The sequence below is a fragment of the Herbaspirillum frisingense genome (genome assembly GCF_047325095.1).
In the GTDB taxonomy this organism is placed as follows: Bacteria; Pseudomonadota; Gammaproteobacteria; order Burkholderiales; family Burkholderiaceae_D; genus Herbaspirillum; species Herbaspirillum frisingense.
This window is the reverse complement of the sequence record NZ_CP168558.1, coordinates 3,395,635-3,421,201: the sequence shown is the minus strand read 5'-3', so window position 1 is coordinate 3,421,201 and position 25,567 is coordinate 3,395,635. Positions and strand designations below refer to the sequence as shown.

24 protein-coding genes and 1 tRNA gene are annotated in these 25,567 nt (G+C 62.8%); 14 read left to right on the top strand and 11 right to left on the bottom strand.

The annotated features are described in order from the left end of the window. Positions 1 to 130: 130 nt before the first annotated feature. Positions 131 to 1,438, top strand: a complete 1,308-nt coding sequence (locus ACEOAC_RS15780) for a PA0069 family radical SAM protein (protein WP_413628439.1) — start codon at positions 131 to 133, stop codon at positions 1,436 to 1,438. A gap of 65 nt (positions 1,439 to 1,503) precedes the next feature. Next, the gene (locus ACEOAC_RS15775) at positions 1,504 to 2,814 is read left to right on the top strand and encodes a leucine-rich repeat-containing protein kinase family protein (protein WP_413443406.1); all 1,311 of its coding nucleotides are present in this window, start codon (positions 1,504 to 1,506) and stop codon (positions 2,812 to 2,814) included. 14 nt (positions 2,815 to 2,828) lie between these two features. Here the strand turns inward: ACEOAC_RS15775 and ACEOAC_RS15770 are convergent, their stop codons facing one another. From ACEOAC_RS15770 to trxB, 3 genes are all read right to left on the bottom strand, one after another. Then, the gene (locus ACEOAC_RS15770; protein ID WP_039875406.1) at positions 2,829 to 3,482 is read right to left on the bottom strand and encodes a Smr/MutS family protein; all 654 of its coding nucleotides are present in this window, start codon (positions 3,480 to 3,482) and stop codon (positions 2,829 to 2,831) included. An 85-nt stretch (positions 3,483 to 3,567) separates the two neighbouring features. Next, positions 3,568 to 3,882: an I78 family peptidase inhibitor gene (locus ACEOAC_RS15765; protein ID WP_413628438.1), complete on the bottom strand. Its 315-nt coding sequence runs from the start codon at positions 3,880 to 3,882 to the stop codon at positions 3,568 to 3,570. 144 nt (positions 3,883 to 4,026) lie between these two features. Further along, on the bottom strand, positions 4,027 to 4,980 hold the full coding sequence (gene trxB, locus ACEOAC_RS15760) for a thioredoxin-disulfide reductase (RefSeq protein WP_006463527.1): 954 nt from the start codon (positions 4,978 to 4,980) through the stop codon (positions 4,027 to 4,029). Between the two features lie 477 nt (positions 4,981 to 5,457). On the opposite strand from trxB, the gene ACEOAC_RS15755 reads away from it, so the two are divergent. Beyond that, positions 5,458 to 7,797, top strand: a complete 2,340-nt coding sequence (locus ACEOAC_RS15755) for a DNA translocase FtsK (protein WP_413443405.1) — start codon at positions 5,458 to 5,460, stop codon at positions 7,795 to 7,797. Between the two features lie 110 nt (positions 7,798 to 7,907). Then, positions 7,908 to 8,627, top strand: a complete 720-nt coding sequence (gene lolA, locus ACEOAC_RS15750; RefSeq protein ID WP_077238544.1) for an outer membrane lipoprotein chaperone LolA — start codon at positions 7,908 to 7,910, stop codon at positions 8,625 to 8,627. A gap of 71 nt (positions 8,628 to 8,698) precedes the next feature. Here the strand turns inward: lolA and fdxA are convergent, their stop codons facing one another. Then, positions 8,699 to 9,037 carry a ferredoxin FdxA gene (gene fdxA / locus ACEOAC_RS15745; RefSeq protein WP_413443404.1) on the bottom strand — a complete coding sequence of 113 codons (339 nt, stop codon included), beginning with the start codon at positions 9,035 to 9,037 and terminating at the stop codon, positions 8,699 to 8,701. A gap of 259 nt (positions 9,038 to 9,296) precedes the next feature. On the opposite strand from fdxA, the gene ACEOAC_RS15740 reads away from it, so the two are divergent. Next, a complete protein-coding gene (locus ACEOAC_RS15740; protein ID WP_241813795.1) occupies positions 9,297 to 10,601 on the top strand; it encodes a replication-associated recombination protein A in 1,305 nt (434 codons plus the stop codon). Between the two features lie 21 nt (positions 10,602 to 10,622). On the opposite strand, the gene ACEOAC_RS15735 is transcribed toward ACEOAC_RS15740, so the two are convergent. Continuing rightward, positions 10,623 to 11,261 (bottom strand): alanyl-tRNA editing protein, encoded by a 639-nt coding sequence (locus tag ACEOAC_RS15735; RefSeq protein ID WP_413443403.1) that lies wholly within the window; start codon positions 11,259 to 11,261, stop codon positions 10,623 to 10,625. Between the two features lie 95 nt (positions 11,262 to 11,356). Between ACEOAC_RS15735 and ACEOAC_RS15730 the strand changes: the two genes are divergently transcribed. Continuing rightward, a complete protein-coding gene (locus tag ACEOAC_RS15730; RefSeq protein WP_413443402.1) occupies positions 11,357 to 12,301 on the top strand; it encodes a LysR substrate-binding domain-containing protein in 945 nt (314 codons plus the stop codon). Between the two features lie 50 nt (positions 12,302 to 12,351). Here ACEOAC_RS15730 and ACEOAC_RS15725 read toward each other — a convergent pair whose 3' ends face one another. Further along, positions 12,352 to 12,975, bottom strand: coding sequence for an anaphase-promoting protein (locus ACEOAC_RS15725; protein ID WP_241813792.1), 624 nt, complete (start codon positions 12,973 to 12,975; stop codon positions 12,352 to 12,354). Between the two features lie 175 nt (positions 12,976 to 13,150). Between ACEOAC_RS15725 and serS the strand changes: the two genes are divergently transcribed. Beyond that, positions 13,151 to 14,452 carry a serine--tRNA ligase gene (serS, locus tag ACEOAC_RS15720; RefSeq protein WP_077236972.1) on the top strand — a complete coding sequence of 434 codons (1,302 nt, stop codon included), beginning with the start codon at positions 13,151 to 13,153 and terminating at the stop codon, positions 14,450 to 14,452. A 102-nt stretch (positions 14,453 to 14,554) separates the two neighbouring features. Here serS and ACEOAC_RS15715 read toward each other — a convergent pair whose 3' ends face one another. Beyond that, positions 14,555 to 16,441 carry a GGDEF domain-containing protein gene (locus tag ACEOAC_RS15715; RefSeq protein WP_413443401.1) on the bottom strand — a complete coding sequence of 629 codons (1,887 nt, stop codon included), beginning with the start codon at positions 16,439 to 16,441 and terminating at the stop codon, positions 14,555 to 14,557. A gap of 262 nt (positions 16,442 to 16,703) precedes the next feature. Between ACEOAC_RS15715 and ACEOAC_RS15710 the strand changes: the two genes are divergently transcribed. Together ACEOAC_RS15710 and ACEOAC_RS15705 are read left to right on the top strand one after the other, a co-directional pair. Further along, a tRNA-Ser gene (locus tag ACEOAC_RS15710) sits at positions 16,704 to 16,793 on the top strand. A gap of 396 nt (positions 16,794 to 17,189) precedes the next feature. Continuing rightward, entirely contained in the window at positions 17,190 to 18,935 is a 1,746-nt protein-coding gene (locus tag ACEOAC_RS15705; protein ID WP_413443400.1) for a diguanylate cyclase, read from the top strand. A 21-nt stretch (positions 18,936 to 18,956) separates the two neighbouring features. Here the strand turns inward: ACEOAC_RS15705 and ACEOAC_RS15700 are convergent, their stop codons facing one another. Then, positions 18,957 to 19,979, bottom strand: coding sequence for a LacI family DNA-binding transcriptional regulator (locus tag ACEOAC_RS15700; protein ID WP_241813788.1), 1,023 nt, complete (start codon positions 19,977 to 19,979; stop codon positions 18,957 to 18,959). Positions 19,980 to 20,079: 100 nt separating this feature from the next. Next, complete coding sequence (locus ACEOAC_RS15695; protein ID WP_006463515.1) at positions 20,080 to 20,505, bottom strand: MarR family winged helix-turn-helix transcriptional regulator; 426 nt, start codon at positions 20,503 to 20,505, stop codon at positions 20,080 to 20,082. Between the two features lie 159 nt (positions 20,506 to 20,664). Here ACEOAC_RS15695 and ACEOAC_RS15690 point away from each other — a divergent pair, with 159 nt between their 5' ends. Both ACEOAC_RS15690 and ACEOAC_RS15685 read left to right on the top strand, forming a co-directional pair. Continuing rightward, complete coding sequence (locus ACEOAC_RS15690; protein WP_413443399.1) at positions 20,665 to 21,861, top strand: HPP family protein; 1,197 nt, start codon at positions 20,665 to 20,667, stop codon at positions 21,859 to 21,861. Positions 21,862 to 22,383: 522 nt separating this feature from the next. Further along, positions 22,384 to 22,602: a DUF1289 domain-containing protein gene (locus ACEOAC_RS15685; RefSeq protein WP_039875400.1), complete on the top strand. Its 219-nt coding sequence runs from the start codon at positions 22,384 to 22,386 to the stop codon at positions 22,600 to 22,602. On the opposite strand, the gene ACEOAC_RS15680 is transcribed toward ACEOAC_RS15685, so the two are convergent. Then, on the bottom strand, positions 22,596 to 23,237 hold the full coding sequence (locus ACEOAC_RS15680; RefSeq protein ID WP_413443398.1) for a Maf-like protein: 642 nt from the start codon (positions 23,235 to 23,237) through the stop codon (positions 22,596 to 22,598). The genes ACEOAC_RS15685 and ACEOAC_RS15680 overlap by 7 nt on opposite strands. 172 nt (positions 23,238 to 23,409) lie before the next feature. On the opposite strand from ACEOAC_RS15680, the gene ACEOAC_RS15675 reads away from it, so the two are divergent. Both ACEOAC_RS15675 and rpmF read left to right on the top strand, forming a co-directional pair. Further along, positions 23,410 to 23,940 carry a YceD family protein gene (locus ACEOAC_RS15675; protein WP_006463511.1) on the top strand — a complete coding sequence of 177 codons (531 nt, stop codon included), beginning with the start codon at positions 23,410 to 23,412 and terminating at the stop codon, positions 23,938 to 23,940. Between the two features lie 113 nt (positions 23,941 to 24,053). Next, positions 24,054 to 24,236, top strand: a complete 183-nt coding sequence (gene rpmF / locus ACEOAC_RS15670) for a 50S ribosomal protein L32 (protein ID WP_006463510.1) — start codon at positions 24,054 to 24,056, stop codon at positions 24,234 to 24,236. A 6-nt stretch (positions 24,237 to 24,242) separates the two neighbouring features. Here the strand turns inward: rpmF and ACEOAC_RS15665 are convergent, their stop codons facing one another. Further along, positions 24,243 to 24,494 carry a hypothetical protein gene (locus ACEOAC_RS15665; RefSeq protein ID WP_158243310.1) on the bottom strand — a complete coding sequence of 84 codons (252 nt, stop codon included), beginning with the start codon at positions 24,492 to 24,494 and terminating at the stop codon, positions 24,243 to 24,245. On the opposite strand from ACEOAC_RS15665, the gene plsX reads away from it, so the two are divergent. Continuing rightward, the gene (gene plsX, locus ACEOAC_RS15660) at positions 24,466 to 25,566 is read left to right on the top strand and encodes a phosphate acyltransferase PlsX (RefSeq protein ID WP_241813783.1); all 1,101 of its coding nucleotides are present in this window, start codon (positions 24,466 to 24,468) and stop codon (positions 25,564 to 25,566) included. The genes ACEOAC_RS15665 and plsX overlap by 29 nt on opposite strands. The last annotated feature ends 1 nt before the right edge of the window (position 25,567 follow it).

The following is a 25,567-nucleotide window of genomic DNA, read 5'->3' as shown; positions in this document are numbered from 1 at the left end:
AGCCTGGGGTGAACAAGCATACCTGATTAATCCGGCAGCCGGCTAAATTGAAACAGGGTTTGCAGGCGGCTGGAAGTGTGGGCAAAATACTGTTTATATATACAGTATTGTTCAGCTAAATCAGCTAGCTATGGCTTCCTTCCCCAAATTCCCGCAGGGCATCGCCCGGCCGTTTCCTGACCAGCCGGAGCCATCGCCCTCGGATGACGACGATGCGACCATCACACCGGCTACCTTCATCCATCGCCAACAGGTGGCCCAAAAGGGTCGGGGTGCGGTCACCAACCTGCGCGGGCGCTACGAATCGGTGAACCGCGAGGAGTTCGATGATGGCTGGCAGCCTCTGCAATTTGCCGGTGATGGTCCATCGACAGGTGAACCGGCCGCTGGCGCTGAACAGACCGATACCACCGATGCTAGCGATCAGGACGCCGAACCGCCGCGCCTGAAGACCATCGTCACGGAAGAGACGGCCAAGTCCATCATCAGCCGCAATGCCTCGCCCGACCTGCCGTTCTCGCTGTCCCTGAATCCTTACCGCGGCTGCGAGCACGGCTGCATCTACTGTTTTGCCCGACCCTCGCACAGCTACCTGGGCCTCTCGCCGGGCCTGGATTTCGAAAGCCGGCTGGTGGCCAAGGCCAATGCCCCGGAGCTATTGCTGCGCGAGCTGGCCCGGCCGTCCTACCAGCCAGACACCATCACGGTGGGCATCAATACCGACGCCTACCAGCCCATCGAGCGCGAGCGCCAGTTGACCCGCCGCATCCTGCAGATCCTGCACGATTGCGAAAACCCGGTGGCCCTGATCACCAAGTCGTCCCTGATCGAGCGTGACATCGACCTGCTGGCGGCGATGGCAGCCAAGCGCCAGGCCATTGCCGCCGTCACCATCACCACGCTGGACCCGGCCATCGCTCGCACCCTGGAACCCCGGGCGGCCAGTCCGGCGCGGCGCCTGCGGGTGATCCGTACGCTCGCCGAGGCAGGTATTCCAGTGAGCGTATCGATTGCGCCGGTGATTCCCTTCGTCACCGAGCCGGATCTGGAGCGGGTCATGGAAGCGGCCGTGGAAGCCGGTGCCGGCCAGGCCGGCTATATCGTGCTGCGCCTGCCATGGGAAGTCAGCCCCTTGTTCAGGCAGTGGTTGCAGGCGCATTTCCCGGACCGGGCGGCACGGGTGATGAACCGCATCCAGGACATGCGCGGTGGCAAGGACTACGACGCCGATTTCGCCACCCGCATGCGCGGCACCGGTGTCTGGGCCGAGCTCCTGCAGCAGCGCTTCGACAAGGCCAGCCGCCGGCTGGGCATCGACCATCGCAACCGCGCCTTCGCCACGCTGGATGCCAGCCGTTTCCGGCGGCCGCTGCTGGTGCCGCCGGCCCCGGGCGGGCAGGGCAAGCGGAACAAGGATGATCAGCTTGATCTGTTCTGAACTGAAGTCTTGGGGAGGGGCTTGGCTGGTACACTGCGCGCTTTGATCGAATCAGGCTTTTTTGCATGCATACCCTGGAACAATTGCGTAGTGGCGAGTTGGCTGGCGTGACGCGGCTTTCACTGTCTTGCGGCCTGCGTGAATTCCCGCCGGAGATTTTCACCCTGGCCGATACGCTGGAAATCCTCGATCTGAGCGGCAACCAGCTCAGCGCCTTGCCGGACGACCTGCCACGCCTGACGCGGCTGCGCATCGTCTTCTGTTCCGACAATCTGTTCACCGAATTGCCAGCTGTCCTCGGCCGTTGCCCGTCGCTGGAGATGATCGGCTTCAAGGCCAACCAGATCGCAACGGTGCCGGCCGACTCCCTGCCGCCCTCGTTACGCTGGCTGGTATTGACCGACAATCGCATCGAGGCACTGCCGGCCAGCATCGGCCGTTGCCGGCCCTTGCAAAAGCTGATGCTGGCCGGTAACCGCCTGCGCGCCTTGCCGCCAGAACTGGCGGCCTGCCGCAATCTGGAACTGCTGCGCCTGGCCGCCAATGCGCTGGAAGAATTCCCGCACTGGCTGTTGACCTTGCCGCGACTGAGCTGGCTGGCCATGGCCGGCAACCCCTGGTGCGCGCCGGTGGAAGAACGGGCCGATGGCCTGGCGCAGGTGGCGGACATCGCCTGGGACGATCTGCAGCTGCAGGACAAGCTGGGCGAGGGCGCCTCCGGGGTGATCCATGCCGCCCGCTGGCAGGTGGCCGGTACGGCGCAGCCGGTGGCGGTCAAGCTCTTCAAGGGCGCCGTCACCAGCGATGGCCTGCCGGAACGCGAAATGGCCGCCTGCATCATGGCAGGCCGCCATCGCGGGCTGATCCCGGTGCTGGGCCGCCTGCAGGGACATCCGCAGGGCATGGCGGGGCTGGTGATGCCGCTGATCGATCCGGACTATGCCAACCTGGCCGGGCCGCCCAGCCTGCAGTCCTGCACCCGCGACGTGTATCCCGAAGCGATGACGCTGCCGTGGTCGCAGGCGCTGGCGATCGCGCGCGATATCGCTTCGGCGGCAGCGCACCTGCATGCCCAGGGCATCGTCCATGGCGACCTGTATGCCCACAATATCCTGCATCGTTCCGATGCCGCGCTGCTGGGCGACTTCGGTGCGGCCTGGTTCTACGATACCGCCCAGCCCCATGCCTGGGGCGTGCAGGCCATGGAGGTGCGGGCTTACGGTTGTCTGCTGGAAGAGTTGCTGGCACACAGCCAGCCGGCCGAGGAAAAGGGACGGGCGGTGCTGGCCGGATTGCGGCAGGCCTGCCTGTCGGCGGATGCGGCCTCGCGCCCGCATTTCGAGGCTATCGTCTCCATGCTCGACGAACTTGCGTAGGCGGGCTGGGGGCCTTAGCTGCGCTCGCTGGACTTGAGCAACACCACCAGCGCACCGGCCCCGCCATCGGCGGCGCGGGCCTGGCAGAAGGCCATCACTTCATCTTTTTGCGCGAGCCAGTTGCGTACCTTGTGCTTGAGCACGGGCTCCTTGTTGACCGAACCCAGTCCCTTGCCGTGGATGATGCGCACGCAGCGCAGGCCGCGCCGGCGTGACTGGCGGAGGAATTCGCCCAGCGCTTCACGCGCCTGGTCGCGGCGATAGCCGTGCAGGTCGAGCTGGGCCTGGATCACCCAGTTGCCGCGCCGCAGCTTGCCGAGCACATCGGCGCCCACGCCAGGGCGGGCGAAACTGAGGTTCTCGTCGCTGTCCATCAGGGTTTCGATGGTGAATTCGTCGGAGAGCGACTCCAGCAGCGCCGCCTGTTCATCGGCGATGTGCTGGCGTGGAATGGGCAAGGGGGGATCGGGCAGGTGAAGGGTCTTGTCGACCACCCGCTGATGCAGCGGCGCCACCTGGCCGATGCTGTGGCGGAACAGATTGGCCTCCTCGCGGGCGGCCGCTTCCTGACGCTGGCGCTCGGCCAAGGCCAGCGCGCGCGCTTTTTCCTGTTCCTGCAGATCGCGGCGCAATCCCTTGAGCGCCGAGAAGTCCTTCATTGTCGCCATGACAGCACCCAACCCTGTAGCCTACGTTTGCCTGAGCTGGCAACTTTAGCAGAAGTGCAGTCCCTCGACAGCGCGATCGCAGGCCTCAGCCGCAGGCGACCTTGATGATGACCTTGCCGGGATCGATGTAGAGGTTGAGGCGGCGCGGATTGAATTCCATCGTGACCACGTCGTCAGGCTTGAGCACGCGCACCTCGGCAGCGCCCGATTCGGCCTGGGCCTGGCGTTCCAGGTGGCCGCTCAGGTTCTCGCCGATCAGGTGATCGGCACGGGAGGCATCGCACTGGCCGGGGCCGGCAGCGGCGTCGGCGCTTTCGCGCGAGGCACTGCAGGCAGCCAGTACGGCGCCCAGGGTCAGCGAGGCAAACACGGTAGTGACGGCAGCAGAGGAGCGTGGCACGGTGCTTTCCTTGTTGAAATGAGGGGAGGGCGCTTTTGTTGTCTTTAGAATAAGCTTAATGTAAACAAAAAACGCCGGGACGAATACTCGTCACCGGCGTTTTGATGCCTTGTTGCGCTACGAGTTCTCGCAGCGCAGCATTTTTTATTCCAGCCCTTCCAGGTAGCGCTGGGCATCCAGTGCCGCCATGCAACCCGTCCCTGCGCTGGTGATGGCCTGGCGGTAGATGTGGTCCTGCACGTCACCGGCGGCGAACACGCCTTCGATGCTGGTTGCCGTGGCGAAACCCTCGGTCCCGGTGCGGGTCTTGAGGTAGCCGTTCTGCATGTCGAGCTGGCCGTCGAAGATGCCGGTATTGGGCTTGTGGCCGATGGCGATGAACAGGCCGTGGACCGGGATCTCGGTGATGGCACCGTCCTGGGTGGACTTGATCTTGATGCCGGTCACGCCGCTGTCGTCGCCGACCACTTCGTCCAGGGTGGAATGCCACTGGATGGCGATCTTGCCCTCGGTGACCTTGTGCAGCAGGCGGTCGATCAGGATGGGCTCGGCGCGGAACTTGTCGCGACGGTGGATGATGGTGACCTTGCTGGCGATGTTGGAGAGGTACAGCGCCTCTTCCACGGCCGTATTGCCGCCGCCGACCACGGCCACTTCACGGCCACGGTAGAAGAAGCCGTCGCAGGTGGCGCAGGCCGACACGCCACGACCCATGAAGGCTTGTTCCGAGGGCAGGCCGAGGTACTGGGCCGAGGCGCCGGTGGCGATGATCAGGGCGTCGGCGGTGTATTCGCCGTTGTCGCCGATCAGGCGGAAAGGGCGTTCGGACAGCTTGGTGGTATGGATGTGATCGAAAATGATCTCGGTATTGAAGCGTTCGGCGTGCTGCAGCAGGCGCTGCATCAGTTCCGGACCTTGCACGCCCAGCGGATCACCGGGCCAGTTCTCGACATCGGTGGTGGTCATCAACTGGCCGCCCTGTTCCACGCCGGTGATCAGCACCGGGTTCAGGTTGGCGCGCGCGGCATAGACGGCGGCGCTGTAACCGGCGGGGCCGGAGCCGAGAATCAGGACCTTGGCATGTTTGGGCGTGCTCATAAGCTACTCATCAAATGTTGTGGGATCGCCTCTGCAACTTGAGGCGACTCCCGGGATTTCAATTCCCGACCGTCGCTGACAACGGGGCGGGCAGGGCATGCGGATCAACTGGCGGGTACCGAAGTTTGCGGATTGCCGCGCTGCAAAACGGGTAAGATTATAGTCCAAGCCCTCATCCAGGCTCATGGAATTACGCTATCCCGACGATAGGTCGAAGGTGGGTCGGATGCAGGCGGGCGCCGCATCAGCGTCCACCCAGCCTGTCTCGCTCCTTCACGCGCAGGGCAACAGAAGTGCAGTATCGGGATCAGGAAAGAATGCTGGAAAGCACCCGAGCGAGCAATTGAGCATCAGGAAAGCAGAACGATAGCGGCAAAAGCCGGTCAGTGAGCCGTTGGCGGTGCTGCCTGGCGCAAATCCGCGAAGCGCCAATTCAATGCCGTTACAATGACGGCTGGTTTTTTTTGCACGGAAGTTATGTCGAAGACGAGTCAAGCCCACATCCGCAATACCAAGGCGCCGGCGCCTCCCATGCCCAGTCGCCTGGTGCGGTTGCTATCGGAGGCACGCTGGCTGGCGCTGGCGGCCTTGCTGCTCTACCTGGTACTGATCCTGCTGACCTATTCCAAGACCGACCCCGGCTGGTCGGTGGCCAGTTCGGTGCCGCGCGTGGGTAACTTGGGAGGCCGGGTGGGCGCCTGGATGGCCGACCTGATGCTCTACATCTTTGGCCTGTCGGCCTGGTGGTGGTGCGTGCTGGTGGCGCGTTCGGTGTGGACCGGCTATCGCCGCCTGTCCAACCGTTTCCTGGTGGAGCAGCCGGTCGAGCCGGAGCACCAGCAGGAACCGCTGATCCGCGCCGTCGGCTTCGTCTTCATGCTCACCGGCAGCATGGGTATCGAATTCACCCGCATGCACCGTTTTACTCCCAAGCTGCCGCATTCCTCCGGCGGCGTGCTGGGCGAGATGATCGGTGCCGGCATGCAGCCGACCTTCGGCTTTACCGGTTCGACGTTGCTGCTGTTGCTGCTGTTCGGGCTGGGCTTCTCGCTGCTGTTCCAGGTGTCCTGGCTGGCAGCGGTGGAGCGCATCGGCGGCCTGATCGAGGATGGCCTGTTCTGGGTGCGCGATTTCTTCGCCGCCCGCGCCGACCGTCGCGCCGGCCAGGAAGCCGCCGTCAAGCGTGAGGAAACCGTGGTCCAGGAGCGCGCCAAGATCGTCGAGGCACCGCCGATCCGCATCGAACCGCAGATCGTGGAAGTGCAGAAGTCGGACCGCGTGCAGAAGGAAAAACAGACTAGCCTGTTCGACGACCTCAACAGCGAACTGCCGCCGCTGTCGCTGCTGGATGAAGCGCCGCCATCGCAGCAGACCGTGTCGGTGGAGACCCTGGAATTCACCAGCCGGCTGATCGAGAAGAAGCTTTCCGACTTCGGCGTCGAGGTCAAGGTGGTGGCCGCCTATCCCGGCCCGGTGATCACCCGCTACGAGATCGAACCGGCCACCGGCGTCAAGGGCAGCCAGATCGTCAATCTGGCGCGCGACCTGGCGCGTTCGCTGTCGCTGACCTCGATCCGCGTGGTGGAAGTCATCCAGGGCAAGAATTACATGGGCCTGGAGTTGCCCAACCCCAAGCGCCAGATCGTGCGCCTGACCGAAATCCTCGGCTCCAAGGTCTACAACGACAGCCACTCCAGCCTCACCGTGGCGCTGGGCAAGGACATCGCCGGCAACCCGGTGGTGGCCGACCTGGCCAAGATGCCCCACCTGCTGGTGGCCGGTACCACCGGTTCGGGCAAGTCGGTCGGCATCAACGCCACCATCCTGTCGTTGCTGTACAAGTCCTCGCCGCGCCAGGTGCGCCTGATCCTGATCGACCCCAAGATGCTGGAATTGTCGATCTACGAAGGCATCCCGCACCTCTTGGCGCCGGTGGTGACCGACATGCGCCAGGCCGGCCACGCCCTGAACTGGGCGGTGGAAGAGATGGAGCGCCGCTACAAGAAGATGTCCAAGCTGGGCGTGCGCAACCTGGCCGGCTACAACCAGAAGATCGTAGACGCCGACAAGCGCGGCGAGAAGATCCCCAACCCCTTCAGCCTCACTCCGGATGCACCGGAACCGCTGGAGCAGCTGGAAACCATCGTCATCATCATCGACGAACTGGCTGACCTGATGATGGTGGTGGGCAAGAAGGTGGAAGAACTGATCGCCCGCATCGCCCAGAAGGCGCGCGCGGCCGGCATCCACCTGATCCTGGCGACCCAGCGGCCCTCGGTGGACGTGATCACCGGCCTGATCAAGGCCAACGTGCCGACCCGCATCGCCTTCCAGGTGTCGTCCAAGATCGATTCCCGCACCATCCTCGACCAGATGGGCGCCGAGACCTTGCTGGGCATGGGTGACATGCTCTACAACCCGCCTGGCACCGGCCTGCCGGTACGGGTGCACGGCGCCTTTGTCTCCGACGATGAAGTGCACCGGGTGGTGGAACACCTGAAATCCCAGGGGGAACCGAATTACATCGAGGGCATCCTAGAGGGAGGCGTGCTGGAAGACGCCGACGGCGGCGGCAGTGGTGCCACAGCCGGCGCCGGTGGCGGCGAAGGCGACGAGATGTACGACCAGGCCGTGGCCGTGGTCCTCAAGCATCGCCGGGCCTCGATCTCGCTGGTGCAGCGTCATCTGCGCATCGGTTACAACCGCGCTGCGCGCCTGCTGGAACAGATGGAGCAGAGCGGACTGGTATCCACCATGCAATCCAATGGCAACCGTGAAATCCTGGTGCCGGCGGGTGCCGCGGATGCAGCCGAATAGGAAGCCCGCATCGGTATCGTCGCGGACGTCTTCCACCACGCCCTGAAGGCCGGCCACTTTCGCGCCGGCCGCCACCTCCGGGTGGATCAATCAAGAAGGAATCGAACAACATGGACAATTCCAGAACCGCTTTGCGCTCGCGTACCGCACAAGCCCGCACCCTCAACCTCAAGCTGCGCCGCATGGTCATGGCTGCCGGCCTCTCGGCACTGGCCGTGGCCGGTGCCATCGCCATCACCGCGCTCACGCCGGGCCGTGCTTCGGCCGCCGCGCTGGACCAGTTCAAGCAATTCGTCAGCAGCACGCAATCGGCCAAGGGCAGCTTCACCCAGCGCATGGTGCGCAACGAGAACGGCACATCCAAGGTAGTCAATACCTCCAGTGGCAGCTTCGTGTTTTCGCGCCCGGGCAAGTTCATCTGGACCTACCAGAAACCCTATGAGCAGGTGATCCAGGCCGATGGAGAAAAACTCTTCATCTACGACAAGGACCTGAACCAGGTCACCACCAAGAAGCTGGGCAATGCACTGGGTTCTTCCCCGGCCGCGATCCTGTTCGGCAGCAACGACCTGGAAAAGAACTTCACCTTGAAGGAAGCCGGCAACAAGGATGGCCTGGAATGGCTGCAAGCCACCCCCAAGAGCCGTGATACCACCTTCGACAACATCGGTATCGGCCTGAAGAATGGCACGCCGGTGGCGATGGAATTGCATGATTCCTTCGGCCAAGTGTCGGTGCTGACTTTCGACAGCTTCGAGAAGAACCCCTCGCTGAAGGGCAACAGCTTCAATTTCGTGGTCCCCAAGGGCGCTGACGTGTTCGACAACTGATTGCACTGCGCCCCAAAGCAACAGCCCCGCAAGCGCGAGCCTGCGGGGCTGTTTGGTTTGAAGAGGGCAGATCAGGTTGGCGGCATCTGCAGCAGCGGGAGCTTGTCGGTCCGGTCCTTCCATTGCGCATGTTCCGGCAGGGGCGCCTTGGCCTGGGTGATGGGCTTCCAGCCGGCTTGCCTGGCCAGCTTGGCGTTGAGGTCCTCGAAGTGCGCCAGCGCCGCCGGCAGATCAGTGGCGTTGTAGATGGCCCCGACCGGGCATTCCGGTACGCACATGGAACAATCGATGCAGCCGTCCGGATCGATGACCAGGAAGTTTGGCCCCTCCATGAAACAGTCCATGGGGCAGACGCTGACGCAATCGGTGTACTTGCACTGGATACAGGAATCGGTGACGACGAAGGGCATGGCAACTCCGGGTGGGCAGTCAAAAGGGCAGGCCGCATTGTAACGCCTGCGCCCGATGCCTGCTGCCCTCTGCCGGCCCTCTGCCCGCCATCTGCCCTCATCGTCCCGCTGCTGCGTTAGACTACGGCCTTTGGCGAATGCGCCTTGCAATCCGGCGCCGCGCCCGCATCCTGAAAGAACATGAAACCGATTTTCGAGACCGCCCCGATGCGCTCGCCATCGCCGGACCACGCAACCAGTCTGGCCGGGGAGCACCCCCATGGCTGACCTGTTTGCACAAGAGCCCGCCGCGCCGCTGGCCGAAGCCCTGCGTCCCAAGACGCTGGACGAGGTCATCGGCCAGTCGCACCTGCTGGGCGAAGGCAAGCCCTTGCGCCTGGCGTTTCAGTCGGGCAAGCCGCATTCCATGATCTTCTGGGGGCCGCCGGGGGTGGGCAAGACCACGCTGGCGCGCCTGACGGCAACGGCCTTCCAGTGCGAATTCATCGCCTTGTCGGCGGTGTTCTCGGGGGTCAAGGATATTCGCGCGGCGATGGAGCAGGCCGAGCAGAACCTGGCCATGGGCAAGCACACCATCCTGTTCGTGGATGAAATCCATCGCTTCAACAAGTCGCAGCAGGATGCGCTGCTACCCTACGCCGAGAGCGGCCTGGTGACCTTCATCGGCGCCACCACCGAGAATCCCTCCTTCGAGGTCAACTCGGCGCTGCTGTCGCGGGCGCAGGTGTATGTGCTCAAGTCGCTGAGTGACGACGAACTGCGGCTCCTGCTCAAGCGCGCCCAGGAAAAGGCGCTGGGTGAACTGCACTTCGACGAGCAGGCCGCCGACACCATCATCGGTTACGCCGACGGCGATGCACGTCGCTTCCTGAACCTGCTGGAGCAGACCGAAACCGCTGCCCGCACCACCGGTACGGTGCTGGTGACGGCCGATTTCCTGCAGAATGCGCTGACCCTGAACAGCCGCCGTTTCGACAAGGGCGGTGACAATTTCTATGACCAGATTTCAGCCCTGCACAAGTCGGTACGCGGTTCCCACCCGGACGCGGCGCTCTACTGGCTGACCCGCATGCTGGACGGCGGCGCCGATCCGCGCTACCTGTCACGCCGCATCGTGCGCATGGCCTGGGAGGACATCGGCCTGGCCGACCCCCGTGCTATGCAGATCGCCAACGACGCCGCGCTGACCTTCGAACGTCTGGGTAGTCCCGAGGGCGAACTGGCGCTGGGCCAGGCGGTGATCTACCTGGCCGTGGCGGCCAAGAGCAATGCCGGCTACAACGCCTACAACGCCGCCCGCGCCTTCGTGAAGCAGGACAAGAGCCGCGAGGTGCCGGTGCACCTGCGCAATGCGCCGACCAAGCTGATGAAGGAATTGGGGTATGGACATGAATATCGATATGCCCATGACGAACCCAATGCCTATGCGGCCGGGGAGACCTATCTGCCGGATGGCATCGATGAGCCGGGCTGGTATCAGCCGGTGCCGCGTGGGCTGGAGATCAAGATCGGCGAGAAGCTGGCGACCCTGCGCAAGTGGGATGAGGAAGCCGGTAACGACTGAGTGCGGCCGTAGAAGACGGCCTTAGATCACCACATCGTAGCGGATCGAGGCCTCCCCCTTTTTCACTCGTACCGACTGGATGGCGATCCTGCCGATCTCGCCCAGCGACGCCACATGCGTGCCGCCGCAGGGATAGGCGGGCAGGGCGCCGAAACCGACCTGGCGGCGTCCACCTTCGCTGGAGAGCGCGCAGGCCAGGTCGTCGGCAATGAGGGCATTGCAGCGGCTTTCGATCTCTGCCGCTTCCAGTTCCTGCGCGCCGGCGTCGGGGGCGCTGACGCCGACGACACGACCTTCCCCTGGCCAGTGGTGAGCCTTGGTGGCGCGCCATCCCAGTTGCGCCATCACATAGCCGATCACATGCCCACCGGAATGTAGCCGCGCATGCAGCTGCCGTGGCTGGGCATCCACCCTGGCGCGGATCGGGCCGGCTGCTACGGCCGCGCTGGTGTAATGGATGATCTCGTCGCCTTCGCTCACGACCTTCGTTACCTCGACTGCCCCCAGCCAGCCGACATCGCTAGGCTGGCCGCCACCTTGCGGATGAAACGGCGTGGCCGCCAGATGGACCGCGTAGCGACCATCTTCCAGGGGAGTGCAGATCAACACTTCGGTATCGGCTTCCAGCGCTGGCTGGGTCAGGTAGATGCGGTCGGTCACGGCTGGCTTTTAGATAGATCAGGGAGAGGGATGGGAATTGTATCGCCCGGGTGAAGTTGCGATAATCCATTACCCAAGCAAATAATCTTTGCCCCATGAGCACAAATCAAAGCATCGCCCTGCTCAACGAAATGGCTGTCTTTGCCAAGGTGGTGGAGACGGGCAGTTTCTCGGAAGCGGCACGCCAGCTGGGCGCGACGCCCTCGGCTGTCAGCCGGGCCATTGCACGCCTGGAAAAGGCACTCGGCACGCAGTTGCTGCAACGAACCACCCGCAAGCTGCGCCTGAGCGAAAGCGGGCGTGATATCCACCAGCGTTGCCGGGAAATGCTGGACGCCGCGCAATCGGTGCTGGCCGCCTCCGGTGGTTTTGATGCCGCGCCGCAGGGGCAGGTCAGGGTGAGCGTGCCCAAGGCGGTCGGGCATTACCTGGTACATCCGCATGTGCCGGATTTCCTTGCCGCCCATCCCAGGGTGGACGTCCTGTTGAGGCTGGAAGACCGCTACATGGATCTGATCGATGAGGAGGTGGACCTGGCCATCCGTATCACCGACCAGCCGCCGCCGGGCCTGATGGGCCGCAGGTTGACGCGCATCGAGCACCTGCTGTGCGCCACGCCGGAGTACCTGGCGCAGCACGGGACGCCTCAGCATCCACAGGGACTCAAGACACATTCCTGCATCTATCTCGGCGAGGCGCCCGGGGACGCGCGCTGGCGCTTCCGCCGGCAGGGTGAACGGGTCACGGTCGAGGTGCGGGGGCGCTATGCGGCCAACCATACCGGGGTGCGACTGGATGCGGTGCTGCGCCATCTCGGTATCGGCAGCCTGCCGTATTTCGTCGCCCGGGAGGCGCTGGCGCAGGGGTGTATCGTCCAGGTCCTGCCGCAATGGAGTTTCAGGACGCACTATTGCGGCGATCTGTGGGCGCTCTATCCGGCGACCCGCCATCTGCCGCCGCGGCTGGGGGCTTTCGTCAACTTCCTGGCAGAAAGGCTGGCCCGGGAGCCAACCATGGCCGATACCGGCGGACCTGGCTGATCCGTGCCGGCCTTGCCTGATATCTCAGGCTTCAGCGATCAGGCTTGAGATCAGGCGGCCGCCCGGTGCCAGACGCGGAAACTGCCCTCCATGGCGGACATGGCGGCGATCACGGTTTCGTAGTTCTTGTCGTTGTCATAGCCGGGCAGGCGCTGCTTCATCGCTTCCATCAGCTCTTCCAGGCCATCGGCGTCGTTGGGGACCAGTACGCCCTTGATACCCTCGGCAGTCTGGCCGGCGATGATCCATTGCGGCTGGGGCAGGCTGTCGTCGCTGATGCGGATGGTGACGTCGTCGATGGCGCTCCAGGCGATGCCTTCGCGCTTGGCGCCACGCACCATGGTTCGGATTTCCTGATCGTCGAATTCGACACTGATCTTGCGCGCCTGCTGTGCCGCCAGGCGGCCGCTGGACAATTCGGCCGCGCCCGGGGCCTGCACCTTCCAGTCGGTCTTGCGTACCTTGGGCGGGATGAAGCGGTTCTTGATCTGCTGCCCGAAGGCGAAGGCGGCGCCGAAGGAAAGGCCGGCGATCAGTCCGTAGAACAGGCTGGCGTCATTGGACATGTAGTGGATGCCGGCCCACAGTCCCACGGCGAAGGCGGCCACCAGGCCCAGCAGGGAAAACAGGACGGGAACATCGCGCTGCGGGCGCGGGTCGGGCTGGTCGGACATGGGTGGGGAGGCTCTCTGGATGACGGGAATGGGCCGAATGGTAACCCGCAAGGCCGGTGGCCGCTACCACGGCCGCAGCATTTTCTTGAGAGGGAAGGGGGCTGGAACCCCGTGACGGGCGCGCGACTTGGTACAATCGCGGTTTCCTGCTTCAAACCTATCGTATTTTCTCCCCATGATCGACATCCAACTCCTCCGTAAAGACATCGAGAACGTCGCGGCCCGCCTGGCAGCCCGCAAGTTCGTGCTGGACGTGGCCGGCTTCAACGCGCTGGAAGCTGAACGCAAGCAGATCCAGACCCGCACCGAAGAACTGCAGGGCAAGCGCAACACCCTGTCCAAGCAGATCGGCATGCTCAAGGGCCGTGGCGAGGATGCCTCCGCGGTGATGGCCGAGGTCAATGGCATCGGCGACGAGCTCAAGTCCTCGGCGGCGCGCCTGGAAGAAGTGCAGCACCAGATGAACCTGTTCCTGCAGGCGGTTCCCAACCTGCCGCACGAATCGGTGCCGGCTGGCAATGACGAAAGCGGCAATGTGGAATTGCGCAAGGTCGGTACGCCGCGCCAGTTCGACTTCGAGATCAAGGATCACGTCGATGTCGGCGCCCCGCTGGGCCTGGATTTCGATACCGCCACCAAGCTCACCGGTTCGCGCTTTGCCGTGCTCAAGGGTGGCATTGCCCGCCTGCACCGCGCGCTGGCGCAGTTCATGCTCAACACCCATACCATGGAGCATGGCTATACCGAGTGCTATACCCCCTACATCGTCAATGCCGACAGCCTGCGCGGCACCGGCCAGTTGCCCAAGTTCGAAGCCGACCTGTTCGCTGCCAAGAAGGGGGGGCAGGAAGGCGAGGCCGAGAATGCCGCGCTGTACCTGATCCCTACGGCTGAAGTGCCGCTGACCAACTTCGTGCGCGACGAGATCGTGGCCGGCGATGCGCTGCCGATGAAGTTCACGGCGCACTCGCCTTGCTTCCGTTCGGAAGCCGGCTCCTATGGTCGCGATACCCGCGGCATGATCCGCCAGCACCAGTTCGACAAGGTGGAAATGGTGCAGATCGTCCACCCCGAGAAGTCCTACGAAGCCCTGGACGAGATGCTGGGCCACGCCGAGACCATCCTCAAGAAGCTCGGCCTGCCGTACCGCGTCATCACCCTGTGTACCGGTGACATGGGCTTTGGCGCGGCCAAGACCTATGACATCGAGGTCTGGTTACCGGCGCAGAACACCTATCGCGAAATCTCGTCGGTCTCCAACTGCGAAGCCTTCCAGGCGCGTCGCATGCAGGCGCGCTTCCGCAATGCCCAGGGCAAGCCGGAACTGCTGCATACCTTGAACGGTTCCGGTCTGGCCGTGGGCCGTACCCTGGTCGCCGTGCTGGAAAACTACCAGCAGGCCGATGGCAGCGTGGATATCCCCGAGGTCTTGCAGCCCTACATGGGCGGCGTGAGCAAGCTGGTGCCGGGCGTCTGATCGGCTTTACCACTGCAGGACGCACGAACGGCCGCCTCGTTGATGAGGCGGCCGTTTTTTTGCGGGTGTGCGGGTGAGAAAACGTTTTCCTGAGCGTGCCGGTTAGGCGTCCTTCATGGCCCAGGAGAAGGTGGCCGGGATGCGGCGCTCGATGAAGAGACTGTTGCCCTGGATCTTCTTGGCCTGTTTCTTGGCACGGGTGGCGGCCGAGGCGATCTGGTGCGGTGATGAGTATTGCGAAGGCTCGATCTTCACCGCGCCCAGCGATACCGAAACCAGCGGGTGGAACACCCGGTTGCCCTGGCGATCCTCGGTGTAGTAGCCGCCACGCGCCAGGTCTTCGTCGTAGTAGAAGGCGCGGGCCTCGGCGTCGAAGTTGTCGAGGATGACGCGGCAGCGTTTTTCCCAGTCTTCGCACTGGAACATGATCAGGAAATCGTCGCCGCCGATGTGGCCGATGAAGTCCAGGGCAGGATCGCAGGCCTGTTGCAGCACGCGGCCGGTAGCCTGGATCATGTCGTCGCCCTTGCGATAGCCATAGACATCGTTGAAGGGCTTGAACTGGTCCAGGTCGCAGTAGCAGATGCAGAATTCGACGCCGCTTTGCAGCAGGTATTCGATGTGGTCGTTGATGGGGACGTTGCCCGGCAACTGCGTGAGCGGATTGGCGTGGCGGGCGGCGTCGATCTGCATCTGCGTGATTTCGCGCAGCAGGTCGTGGCCGGTGCCCAGGCCCACATACTGGCCGCGGTCGGTGATGATGAAGCCGTTGGAGAGGTGGTGCGTCTCGGCCTGCACCAGCAGGTTGGAGAGATCTTGCAGGCTGGTGTCCTGCTCGGTCAGCAGGGGATTGGGGGCCATGAAGAAGGCGCAGGACTTTTTGCCGTACAGCTCGCGCCCATACAGGCGGGCGAAGCGCTCCACCATGCTGTAGCGGTTGATGAGGCCGATCGGCAGGCCATTGCTGACCACCGGCAGGGCTTGCAGCTGCGGGTCGTTGACGAACATGTCGTAGGCCGCATCGTTGGTGACTTCCGGGCTGACGTATTGCGTCTCGCGCAGCAGCTTGGCGACGGTGGCGCTGCGCTTGCCGGGGCCGTACTTGTTGGCATGGAGCGGCACCTTGTCGCGGCGCAGGGTCTTGCTGACGTCTTCCGAAATCGAGACCGGCGGCTCCGGCAGCGGACGCGAGATATGGTAGCCCTGGCCGCAGGCGATGCCCAGGTCGCGGATGGTCAGGAGCTCGGCCTGCGACTCGATGCCTTCGGCGATGACGATGGAGCCGGATTTTTCGGCGATCTCCTGGATCGAGCGCACGAACTGCAGCTTCATCGGATCATGGTTGATGCCCTGCACGAAGTGCATGTCGATCTTCACGTATTCCGGCTGCAGTTCCGACCACAGGCGCAGGCTGGAAAAGCCTTCGCCGAGATCATCGATGGCGATCTGGAAGCCCATGTCGCGGTAGTGCATGGCGGCATTGCGCAGCAGGGCGTAGTCGTAGGTAGGTTCGTTCTCGGTCAGCTCGATGATGATGCGCTGCGGATTCACGCCCAGCTTTTCCAGATAGCGCAGGGTTTCGCCCTGGATCGCCTCGGGCTGCATCAGCGCCCCGGGGGAGACATTGAGGAACAGGTTGCCCGGCAGGCCGAGTTGCGCAAAGCGGGTCAGCACGATGTGCCGGCACAGGTATTCCATCTGCACCGACAGATTGTGGGCGCGCGCCACCTTGAACAGCGCCAGCGGGGAGTGCAGGGGGGTATTGGAGGGCCCTCGGATCAATCCTTCGTAGCCCAGGATTTCGCCATTGCGCATGCGCACGATGGGCTGGAACAGGGCGGAGAGCTTGCGCTGGGCGATGATCTCGTGCAGTAGGGACAGCATCGGGTCCGGATCTTCGACGCCACGCAGGGCGGCACCCGAGGCGCGGGCAATGAGATCGACGACTTCTGCGCCGAGCGGGAAGGTAGCGTTGGATAGGGGCGCCATCTGGCTGAATCCGGGTCTGAAGGTCCAAAGAACGGCAAATAGTTTACGGATGCTAGAAGTGATTTATGACAACATGATGATGAGGAATGCAGTCTGAGCGGTTTGTAGGTGAAGAAGGATTCTTTCGCCACGCTGCTTCCGGTTCAAGAGGATGAAAAGCTCTTTTTTTAAAGTTTTTTCAAAAAAACATTCCACTATGAAAATAGTTCTGATATAGTCGCTGTCTTTGCTGCACCACGCAGTGAAACGACCGAAGTTAACCGGAGAGGTGGCAGAGTGGTCGAATGTACCTGACTCGAAATCAGGCGTACGGTTTCCCGTACCGTGGGTTCGAATCCCACCCTCTCCGCCAGTTGGCTCGCAGTTGTAGCAGTTGTATAGATAAGGCTCTGAATTTTTCAGGGCCTTATTTTTTTGTCTGTCGTTTCGGGTTGTCGTGTTGGCTGGTCGCCTTTGTCTGAGGTTTCGTCATTGGCTACCTGTTCTGCCCGCCCGCCGCCTGCGCGGGAAATGCTTCCGGACCAAGCGCATCGCCGCGCTTTGTTCATCGTATCGGTGGTCACGCGTTCACGAGGGGGAAGCGCGTGATGCGCCGGTTTCTCCCATGACGTGGGAGTGCATGCCTGCTTTCGTGGCGCCGTGTCTGCGCTGCCCGCTTTTTTCATCCCTGCTCGCGATGTAGTCGTGCCGTCGATTGGTCGGCCTTGTTATATTCGTCAAATGCACTTGCCTTCGTAGCGGGCTCATCATGTCCTTGAATCGTCTGTTCCGGCTCATTTCCATCGGCTTGCTGATGCTGTTTCTGGCATTTGCAGTGGCGTTGGTCTGGACGGAATGGAGTACCTATCGCAACGGCGCCAACAGCGTGCCTGCATTGCGCAATCTGCGGCTGGCCCTGCTGGCCATGGAGAAGGTTTCGGCCGAGCGTGGCCCGGCCAATGCTTTCCTGGGCGCATCACCGCAACAATCCGAGGCACTGCTGAAGCAACTGGCCGGCGCCCGGCAACAGACCGACGTCGCCCTGGCCAGTTTGCATGCGGCGCTGGAAGCCGATGCCCGCTTGCGTCAGTCTTGGGCGCTGGACAAGGTGCGCACGGTGGAGCAGGGACTGGGGCCGGCCCGGGCCAATCTGGATCGGGTGGCGCGCCTGTCGGCCGACAATCGCAGCGACGTGCTGGTGCTGGCCGCCGTCGCCGGCATGGTAGACCTGATGCCGCTGATGATCCGCGTGGTCAGCGAATTGACACTGGACGTGGATCGGGCTGACCCGCGCCTGCGCGATGGTCTGTCGGCCGTACGTGCCACTGCCAGCCTGCGCGAATACGCCGGGCAGGTCGGTTCGCGCTTCGTCGCGCCGCTGATCGCGCAGCGCCAGCTGACCCAGGATGAGGTCATCGAAATCGGGCGCCTGTATGGCCGCATCGAACTGTTGCGCGGCGTGGTGGCTGCGCAGATGGCTGGCTACGCGAGCCAGCCGCAGTTTGCCGAGGCACTGGACCGGGTGGACAAGGAGTATTTCGATAGTGGATTCCAGTTCCTCGACTTCCTGCTGCAGATTGGCCTGCATTCCAGCAGCTATGGCGTCAGCACCGCTGATCTCTACAAGTTCTATGTGCCGCAGATGCAATCGATCACCGATCTGCGCGACCTGTTGCTGGCCGAATTGATGCGGCAGGCCGAACAGAACAATGCCCGGGCGCGCAACCTGCTGGTGCTGGTCGTGGGGCTGACGCTGACGGCCTGCCTGTTCTTCCAGTTGCTGATGGTGCTCATTCGCCGGCGCGTGGTGCAGCCGCTGGTGCGGGCCACCGATCTGGTGGCCGGTCTGGTGGAGGGCAAGCTGGAGCAGGAAATCCCGGAGGCGCGCCATCGCGACGAGATTGCTGCCATGATGCGCGCCCTGCGGGTGCTCAAGCAGCGCATGCGAGAGCGCAATAGCCTGGCCAGCGAGCGCGAAGCATTGATCACGCAGCTGCAGACCTCCTCCAATACCGATTTCCTCACGGGGGTGCTGAACCGGCGCGCCTTCTTCACCCAGGCCGGCCAGCAGATGGGCCTGTCGCAGCGCTATGGGCGGGGCATGGCGGTGGTGTTGTTCGATATCGACCACTTCAAGCGCATCAACGACACCTACGGCCACCAGGCTGGCGACGTCATCCTGCACGGCGTGGCCCAGCTCGTGGCTGGCTTGCTGCGCAAGGTGGATGTGCTGGCGCGCTATGGCGGCGAGGAGTTCATCATCCTGTTGCCGGAGGCCGACCTGGCGCAGGCTGGCAGCGCTGCCGAGAAATTGCGTGCGGCCCTGGAGCACGCCGATTTCGAGATCGAGGACGGGCGCCGGATCAAGGTCAGTGCCAGCTTCGGCGTGGCGGCGTTGGGTGATGGCGAGGGACTCGACGAACTGATCAAGCGCGCCGATCTGGCCCTGTACCGGGCCAAGCGGATCGGGCGCAATCGGGTCGAACAGGCGACTGCCGACGACCTGGTGTCCTGAGATTCCTGGGCTTCCTGATCTTTAGGCGCTGTCGCGTTCGAGGATGGCGTAGCCGAGATCGCATACCGTTTGCGTGACTGCATCGCCATCGAAGCGGGTCAGCAGCATCTCGGCGGCCGTCAGTCCGATCTGGTGGGCGCTGATCTGGACGGTGGTGAGGGCGGGCAAGACTTCCGGCGCGATATCCAGATTGGCGAAACCGGCCAGCGCGATGCGCTGCGGCACGGCGATGCCGCGTCGGGCGCACTCCAGGGCAGCGCCTGCGGCGAGGACGTCATTGCTGAAAAAGGCGGCGTCGATGCCGGGTTGTAATGCCAGGAGCCGGCAGATGGCTTCGCGCCCGGCCTGCAGGAAGGAGCCCATGGGCATGACCAGATGCACCGGCTCCGGTGCCGACTGTGCCAGCAGCGCCTCGCGCATGCCGGCATAGCGTGCCAGGCCACGCGGGTCTTCGCCGCCCACGAAGGCCATGCGGCGATAACCCTTGCGGTGCAGGTACTGCCCCATGGCGTGGCCGGCGGCATGGTTGTCGAAACCGACCAGCATGTCGATCGGTTGCGGGGTTAGATCCCAGGTTTCCACCACCGGGATGCCGGCCGCCTTGAGGCGCTGGCGGGTACGTACCGAATGCTGCACGCCGGTCAGCACCAGGCCGTCGACCCGACGGCCGATGAAGGCTTCCACCAGCCCTGTTTCCGCTTCTTCCGAATAATTGGTCTGTCCCAGCAACAACTGGTAGCCCTGCAGGCTGAGTTGTTCGGACAGCCCACGCACGGTTTCGGCGAAGATCGAATGGCTGATGGTGGGCACGATGGCGGCCACGATGCGTGTGCGCCGCGAGGCCAGCCCGCCGGCCAGCATGTTGGGGATGTACCCCATGCTGCTGATGAAGGCCTCGACCCGCTCACGGGTGGCGGGGGCCACTTTCTCCGGCGTATTGATGACCCGCGATACCGTGATGTGCGAAACACCGGCAGCGCGCGCCACGTCTTCCTTGGTGATGGCGCGGGAGAGCGCAGCGGCGGTGGCGGGTTTGCGATTCATGGGGATGGGTGGTGGCAAGTTGTCGCAAGCATAACAGCAGCTTGCCGCGGCAGGGCCTGCGGACATCCACAGGCGCCCAGCCGGACGGCGATGTGCAAGCTCAGTCGCGGTCGTTGAAGGCCGAGATGTGCGAGACCTGGAACACGCCCGACAGGGATTGCAGTTCGTCGCGGTGCAATTGCGCCAGGCGGTGCAGGTACTGCTCGCCCAGTTCGGTCAGCCGGACTTGCACCAGTCGCTTGTCGCGATCATCCGGGGCACGGGTGACCAGTCCCGCCTTCACGCAGCGCGTAACCAGCGCCACCACGCCGTGGTGCTGGGCCTGCAAGCGTTCGGCCAGTTCGCTGATGCTGGCCCACTCGCGCCCGGGAAAGCCCTTGATATGCAACAGCAACAGGTATTGCAAGGGAGTGAGGCCCTCACTTTGCGCGGCGTCTTCCGAAAAGCGCAGGAAGCGGCGCAACTGGTAGCGAAAATCCGACAGGGCTTCGAAATCCTCCTTTTGCAGGCGGCTGGCGCTTTTCATGAGGACTGGCCTTCATCGTGGAGGGAGTTTTCCGGTGCGCGGAACTGCGCAATACGGGGTAAGCGGGACATATATATCATCTTGTGATGTAATTGCGGTTTGGTCTGGTGCGTGGCTGCGTCCCAGGTTGTCGTCTGCCCAAGTTGTCAGGGAACGGATATGCCCGATTCTATCTTGCTGTGGTTCAAAAGTTTTATTCCTGCCAAGACCAATGTCGATCGCTTCGAGCGCATGCGCTCCTGCGCCGGCAGTCTGTTCGGGATTCTGCTGGTCGGCCTGATCAGTTATGCAGTCCTTCCGCATGAAGTCCGCACCATCTGGCTGATCGCGCCCATGGGGGCGTCGGCAGTGCTGTTGTTCGCGGTGCCATCCAGTCCGCTGGCCCAGCCTTGGTCCATCATCGGTGGCAACCTGTGCGCGGCGCTTATCGGTGTGAGCTGTGCCCGGCTGGTCCAGGAGCCAGCGCTGGCGGCGGCATTGGCAATCTCGCTGGCCATCGGCGCGATGTTCCTGCTGCGCTGTATTCATCCGCCCAGCGGCGCGGTGGCGCTGACCGCCGTACTGGGTGGGCCGGTGGTGCATGAGATGGGCTATGCCTTCGTGTTGTCGCCGGTGCTGCTCAATTCGGTGCTGTTGTTGCTGACGGCGCTGTTTTTCAACAACGCCACGGGGCGCCGCTATCCCCATGCGCAGCACAGCGCGGCACCGCATCCGCACCAGACGCGCGATGAACTGCCGATCACGCGGCTGGGCTTTTCGCATGAAGATCTGGATGAGGTGCTGAAGGATTTCAATCAGGTGCTCGACATCGGTCGCGACGATCTGGAGGAAATCTTCCTGCAGACCGAGATGCGCGCCTACCATCGTCGCTTTGGCCAGACCCTGTGTGCGGCGGTGATGTCCCGTGATGTGGTGTCGGTGGAGTTTGCCACCGTGCTGGATGAGGCCTGGCGGCTGTTGCAGCAGCACCGCCTGCGCGCCATGCCCGTGCTGGATCGGGGGCGGCATGTGATCGGCATCGTCAGTCGCAGCGATTTTCTGGAGCATGCCGGGGTGGAGGTGCATACCGGGCTGGTGGCGCAATTGCGGCAGCTCTTGCGCCGGGTGCCGTTCAGTCATTCGGACAAGCCGGAGGTGGTGGGGCAGATCATGAGCCGCCCCGTGATCACGGCCCAGGTGGATACGCCGGTGCTGGAGCTGGTACCGCGCATGGCCGATGGCCTGCACCAGATCCCCATTGTGCAGGCCGACGGCAAGCTGGCCGGGATGATGACGCAATCGGACATGATCGCTGCGCTCTACGAAAAGAACCTGGCCAGCGCCCGCATGGAGCCGGGTTTGCGCAGCGTGGCTTGACAGGCTGCCCGCCAGGGGGGATCGTGCTTGCATGATACTTCACATCGGGAGCTGATCATGAGAATGAGCGGCGCGGTTCTGGCGCTATGCGCGCTCTTGCTGGTGCAAGCATGCGAGCGCAAGGGTGGTGCTCCGCCACGGCCGGTGACGTCGGCCTTGCACGGTGTTGCTCAGGTGGCGTGAGGTGGATGAGGTGATGCTGCAACAGTTATGCGGGTGGTGAATATCTGCTATTGCCACAATAAAGCAGACTCGGCAGTGGGCCGTCGCTATAGTTGCACCTGTCTCCTCCAATCTCCTCCTTAAGAAATTAGATTGAAGCCCGCACCTCTTGGTCGCGGGCTTTTTTTTGTCTATCGTTTCCGCATTTCCGTTCGGGTTTTCCCTGTCAGGACTGATTATCCCTTCTGGTGTCAGGGGTGGTGGTGCACCGGTTCTTGGTAAGATGGCGGACACGGCGCGCATGAGGCTGGTCGATATGACCGATCATGCCGCTTCACGTTTTCTGTTCAGATTCTGTCAATGTCTTCCACATCCCTGTCTCCCTCGTCCTTGTCTCCTGCGCCCGAGCGGCCCGATACGCCATGCGTGGCGGTCTGCTCGACCACGTTCGATGATGTCTGCCGCGGTTGCGGGCGCACCGTCGATGAGGTCGCGCAATGGGTCTTCATGGATGTGGAGCAGCGCGAGGTGGTGTGGCAGCGCATCCTGGCCGAGGGTTATCCGCGCCGCAATTACTGATTGCCGGCGTTCTCCGTCCTGAAGAAGCGGATTCCAGCCTGGCGCAGCATGCCGGTCAGGGCGATCAGTGGCAGGCCGGTCAGTGCAGTGGGGTCGTCGCTGCGGATGCTTTCCAGGATGGCAATGCCCAGGCCTTCATTCTTTGCGCTGCCGGCGCAGTCGTAGGGCTGTTCGATGCGCAGGTAGGCGTCCAGTTCTGCATCCTCCAGATCCCGAAAGCGGACCAGCGTCTGCACATTGCAGACTTGCGCGGTCCCGCCAGCCTGCCCATTTCGACCATCCCACAGGCACAGGGCGGTATGGAAGACGACTTCCCGCCCGCGCATCAACTGCAATTGCCGTAGTGCATTGGGATGGTTGCCGGGTTTGCCGATCTGCAGGCCATCCAGGGTGGCTACCTGGTCCGAGCCGATCACCAGGGCCGGCCCGCTGCGCGAACCGATGGCGGCCGCCTTTTCACGCGCCAGTCGCAGGGCGGTGGCCTCCGGCGTCTCTGTGGCATGCGGGGTTTCGTCGATGTCCGGGATCATGGTCTCGAAAGGCAGGCCGAGCCGGCTCAGCAATTGCTTGCGATAGATCGAGCTGGAGCCGAGGATCAGGCGGGTAGGGGAGGTTTCGGGATGCTGTTGCAACATGGTGTGTGGTGGTGTGGTGGCTGGTGTCGACAGGCGACGTGGGCAAGTAAAACCGGGATTCTGGCGGAAAATCGACGCAAAAGAGGGTTTGCCGCGACAGGTTTGGCGATTTTTTCGCCTGTCTGCCGCAAATGGCGTGCTAAGGCTTTGACTGGTAAGGAAATTTTCTGTTATGATCGCAGGTTTTCCGGATTCTGCTTTGGCTATGAATGCATTTGTTATCGACGCGTTCGAATTCTGCAGGCTGAAACAGCAGGCGCAGGGTGAGATTCCGGTTGCTGAATTAGGTCGTCTGGCGCAAGAGACGGTTGACCGTTCCGGCACGATTCGTTGGGCTCTGTCCGGCGACATCGACAAGCTGGGACATGCTCAACTCAGTCTGGCAGTGTCGGGTGCAGTTAATCTGATCTGTCAGCGTTGCCTGACGGCATTGAATTTCGAGATTGATTCGAAGTCGCTGCTGGTATTGGCAAAAGATGAGGCGCAAGCCGACACCATCGAAGAACTGCTGGATGATGACGAGATCGATGTCATCGTCGGATCGGCAGCCTTCGATGTGAACTACCTGATCGAAGACGATGCGCTGCTGGCCCTGCCGGTGGCACCCAAGCATGATGTCTGTCCTGAGGGTGGTGTGGCGGCCGAGGCCAAAGGTGCTGAACGGGCTTCCCCGTTTGAGGTACTGAAGAAGTTGAAGCAGTAACAAGTATTGTAGGGGAATGTCTGGCGTTGCCGGGCAGCGGCACAGTGGGTTTGCGGAAAAACGCAATCCGGTGTGTTAAAATTTTCAATCTTAAGTAAGGTTTAGGAGTAATCATGGCCGTTCAACAGAACAAAAAGACCCCGTCCAAGCGCGGTATGCATCGCGCACACGACTTTCTGACTGCACCCCCGCTGGCTGTGGAGCCGACGACTGGTGAAACCCACCTGCGTCACCACATCAGCCCGAACGGTTTCTACCGTGGTCGCAAGGTGCTGAAGACCAAGAACGACGAGTAATCTCATTCATTGAGCTTGCTGTTTTTGGAGAAAAGCGGCGCAATGAGCTTCTGATTCAGGAGGTTCATTTTGCGCCGCTTTTTTATGTCCGTTGCATCCGTGTAATCCGTGTGCGGACGTGCCTGCCTGCTTGCGTGAACCTTCACTTTTTGCGCTGTACGAGCGTGCTATTTTGAAGGGTTCCCAATCTGCCTCATAATGTGGGCTGGCAAGGCTCTGAATCAAATCGATGACCATCAAAATTTCAATCGACTGCATGGGTGGCGATCATGGCCCGTCAGTCACTCTCCCGGCCGCTGCCTCCTTCCTGAAGCGTGAATCCGATGCCGAGCTGATCCTGGTAGGGCAGGAAAGCGTGCTGCTGCCGCTGCTGAGGAAATACCGGCTGGCCGGCGAGCCGCGTGTGCAGATTCAGAACGCCACCGAGGTGGTGACCATGGAAGACCCGATCGAGGTCGCACTGCGCCGCAAGAAGGATTCCTCCATGCGCGTGGCCGTGAACCTGGTCAAGGATGGCGTGGTCCAGGCGGCCGTGTCGGCTGGCAATACCGGGGCCCTGATGGCAGTGTCGCGCTATGTGCTCAAGACCCTGCCCGGCGTGGATCGCCCGGCCATCTGCACCATCCTGCCGAACCAGAAGGATGGCCCTACCTACATGCTCGACCTCGGCGCCAATGTCGACTGCGAGCCTCAGCATTTACATCAATTTGCACTGATGGGCTCGGCCCTGGTGGCGGTCATGGAAGGCAAGCCCAAGCCGACCGTGGGCCTCTTGAACGTGGGTGAGGAAGACATGAAGGGCAACGAGCTGGTCAAGGCGACCGCCGGGCTGCTGCGTGCTGACCACGAGAAGGGTATCCTCAACTTCTACGGCAACGTGGAAGGTAACGATATCTTCGAAGGCACGACCGACCTGGTGGTGTGCGACGGTTTCGTCGGCAACGTCACCCTGAAGGCCTCCGAGGGGCTGGGACGCTTCGTCAAGAGCGTGCTCACCAGTGAATTCAAGAAGGGATTCATCAACAAGCTGGGCGCCCTGATCGCCTATGGCGCCATCAAGGCGCTGTCGCGCCGGCTCAATCCCTCCCGTTACAATGGCGCCAGCCTGCTGGGCCTGAAGGGCCTGGTGTTCAAGAGCCATGGCGGCGCCGATGTGTATGCGTTCGAATGGGCCATCCGCCGCGCGTATGATGCGGCCAAGTATGATGTGCTCGCCCGTATTGCCGCCACCATGGCGGAGCTGATGCCCCAGGGACAGGGGCGCGCGGCCGAGACGGCTGTCGTGGCGATGGAGCCTGCGGCACCGGTCTCGCTGGATCAACCGAATTAAC

What these genes read in the sequence shown, in the direction of transcription:
- ACEOAC_RS15755 (WP_413443405.1), top strand. Translation starts at nt 5,458, where the DNA reads ATGTCGAAGACGAGTCAAGCCCACATCCGCAATACCAAGGCGCCGGCG.
- ACEOAC_RS15740 (WP_241813795.1), top strand. Translation starts at nt 9,297, where the DNA reads ATGGCTGACCTGTTTGCACAAGAGCCCGCCGCGCCGCTGGCCGAAGCC.
- ACEOAC_RS15665 (WP_158243310.1), bottom strand. Translation starts at nt 24,494, where the DNA reads ATGCAGTCGATTGAAATTTTGATGGTCATCGATTTGATTCAGAGCCTT.
- ACEOAC_RS15695 (WP_006463515.1), bottom strand. Translation starts at nt 20,505, where the DNA reads ATGAAAAGCGCCAGCCGCCTGCAAAAGGAGGATTTCGAAGCCCTGTCG.
- ACEOAC_RS15730 (WP_413443402.1), top strand. Translation starts at nt 11,357, where the DNA reads ATGAGCACAAATCAAAGCATCGCCCTGCTCAACGAAATGGCTGTCTTT.
- plsX (WP_241813783.1), top strand. Translation starts at nt 24,466, where the DNA reads ATGACCATCAAAATTTCAATCGACTGCATGGGTGGCGATCATGGCCCG.
- fdxA (WP_413443404.1), bottom strand. Translation starts at nt 9,037, where the DNA reads ATGCCCTTCGTCGTCACCGATTCCTGTATCCAGTGCAAGTACACCGAT.
- lolA (WP_077238544.1), top strand. Translation starts at nt 7,908, where the DNA reads ATGGACAATTCCAGAACCGCTTTGCGCTCGCGTACCGCACAAGCCCGC.
- rpmF (WP_006463510.1), top strand. Translation starts at nt 24,054, where the DNA reads ATGGCCGTTCAACAGAACAAAAAGACCCCGTCCAAGCGCGGTATGCAT.
- ACEOAC_RS15700 (WP_241813788.1), bottom strand. Translation starts at nt 19,979, where the DNA reads ATGAATCGCAAACCCGCCACCGCCGCTGCGCTCTCCCGCGCCATCACC.
- ACEOAC_RS15715 (WP_413443401.1), bottom strand. Translation starts at nt 16,441, where the DNA reads ATGGCGCCCCTATCCAACGCTACCTTCCCGCTCGGCGCAGAAGTCGTC.
- trxB (WP_006463527.1), bottom strand. Translation starts at nt 4,980, where the DNA reads ATGAGCACGCCCAAACATGCCAAGGTCCTGATTCTCGGCTCCGGCCCC.
- ACEOAC_RS15775 (WP_413443406.1), top strand. Translation starts at nt 1,504, where the DNA reads ATGCATACCCTGGAACAATTGCGTAGTGGCGAGTTGGCTGGCGTGACG.
- ACEOAC_RS15705 (WP_413443400.1), top strand. Translation starts at nt 17,190, where the DNA reads ATGTCCTTGAATCGTCTGTTCCGGCTCATTTCCATCGGCTTGCTGATG.
- ACEOAC_RS15770 (WP_039875406.1), bottom strand. Translation starts at nt 3,482, where the DNA reads ATGGCGACAATGAAGGACTTCTCGGCGCTCAAGGGATTGCGCCGCGAT.
- ACEOAC_RS15780 (WP_413628439.1), top strand. Translation starts at nt 131, where the DNA reads ATGGCTTCCTTCCCCAAATTCCCGCAGGGCATCGCCCGGCCGTTTCCT.
- ACEOAC_RS15675 (WP_006463511.1), top strand. Translation starts at nt 23,410, where the DNA reads ATGATCGCAGGTTTTCCGGATTCTGCTTTGGCTATGAATGCATTTGTT.
- ACEOAC_RS15690 (WP_413443399.1), top strand. Translation starts at nt 20,665, where the DNA reads ATGCCCGATTCTATCTTGCTGTGGTTCAAAAGTTTTATTCCTGCCAAG.
- ACEOAC_RS15725 (WP_241813792.1), bottom strand. Translation starts at nt 12,975, where the DNA reads ATGTCCGACCAGCCCGACCCGCGCCCGCAGCGCGATGTTCCCGTCCTG.
- ACEOAC_RS15685 (WP_039875400.1), top strand. Translation starts at nt 22,384, where the DNA reads ATGTCTTCCACATCCCTGTCTCCCTCGTCCTTGTCTCCTGCGCCCGAG.
- ACEOAC_RS15680 (WP_413443398.1), bottom strand. Translation starts at nt 23,237, where the DNA reads ATGTTGCAACAGCATCCCGAAACCTCCCCTACCCGCCTGATCCTCGGC.
- serS (WP_077236972.1), top strand. Translation starts at nt 13,151, where the DNA reads ATGATCGACATCCAACTCCTCCGTAAAGACATCGAGAACGTCGCGGCC.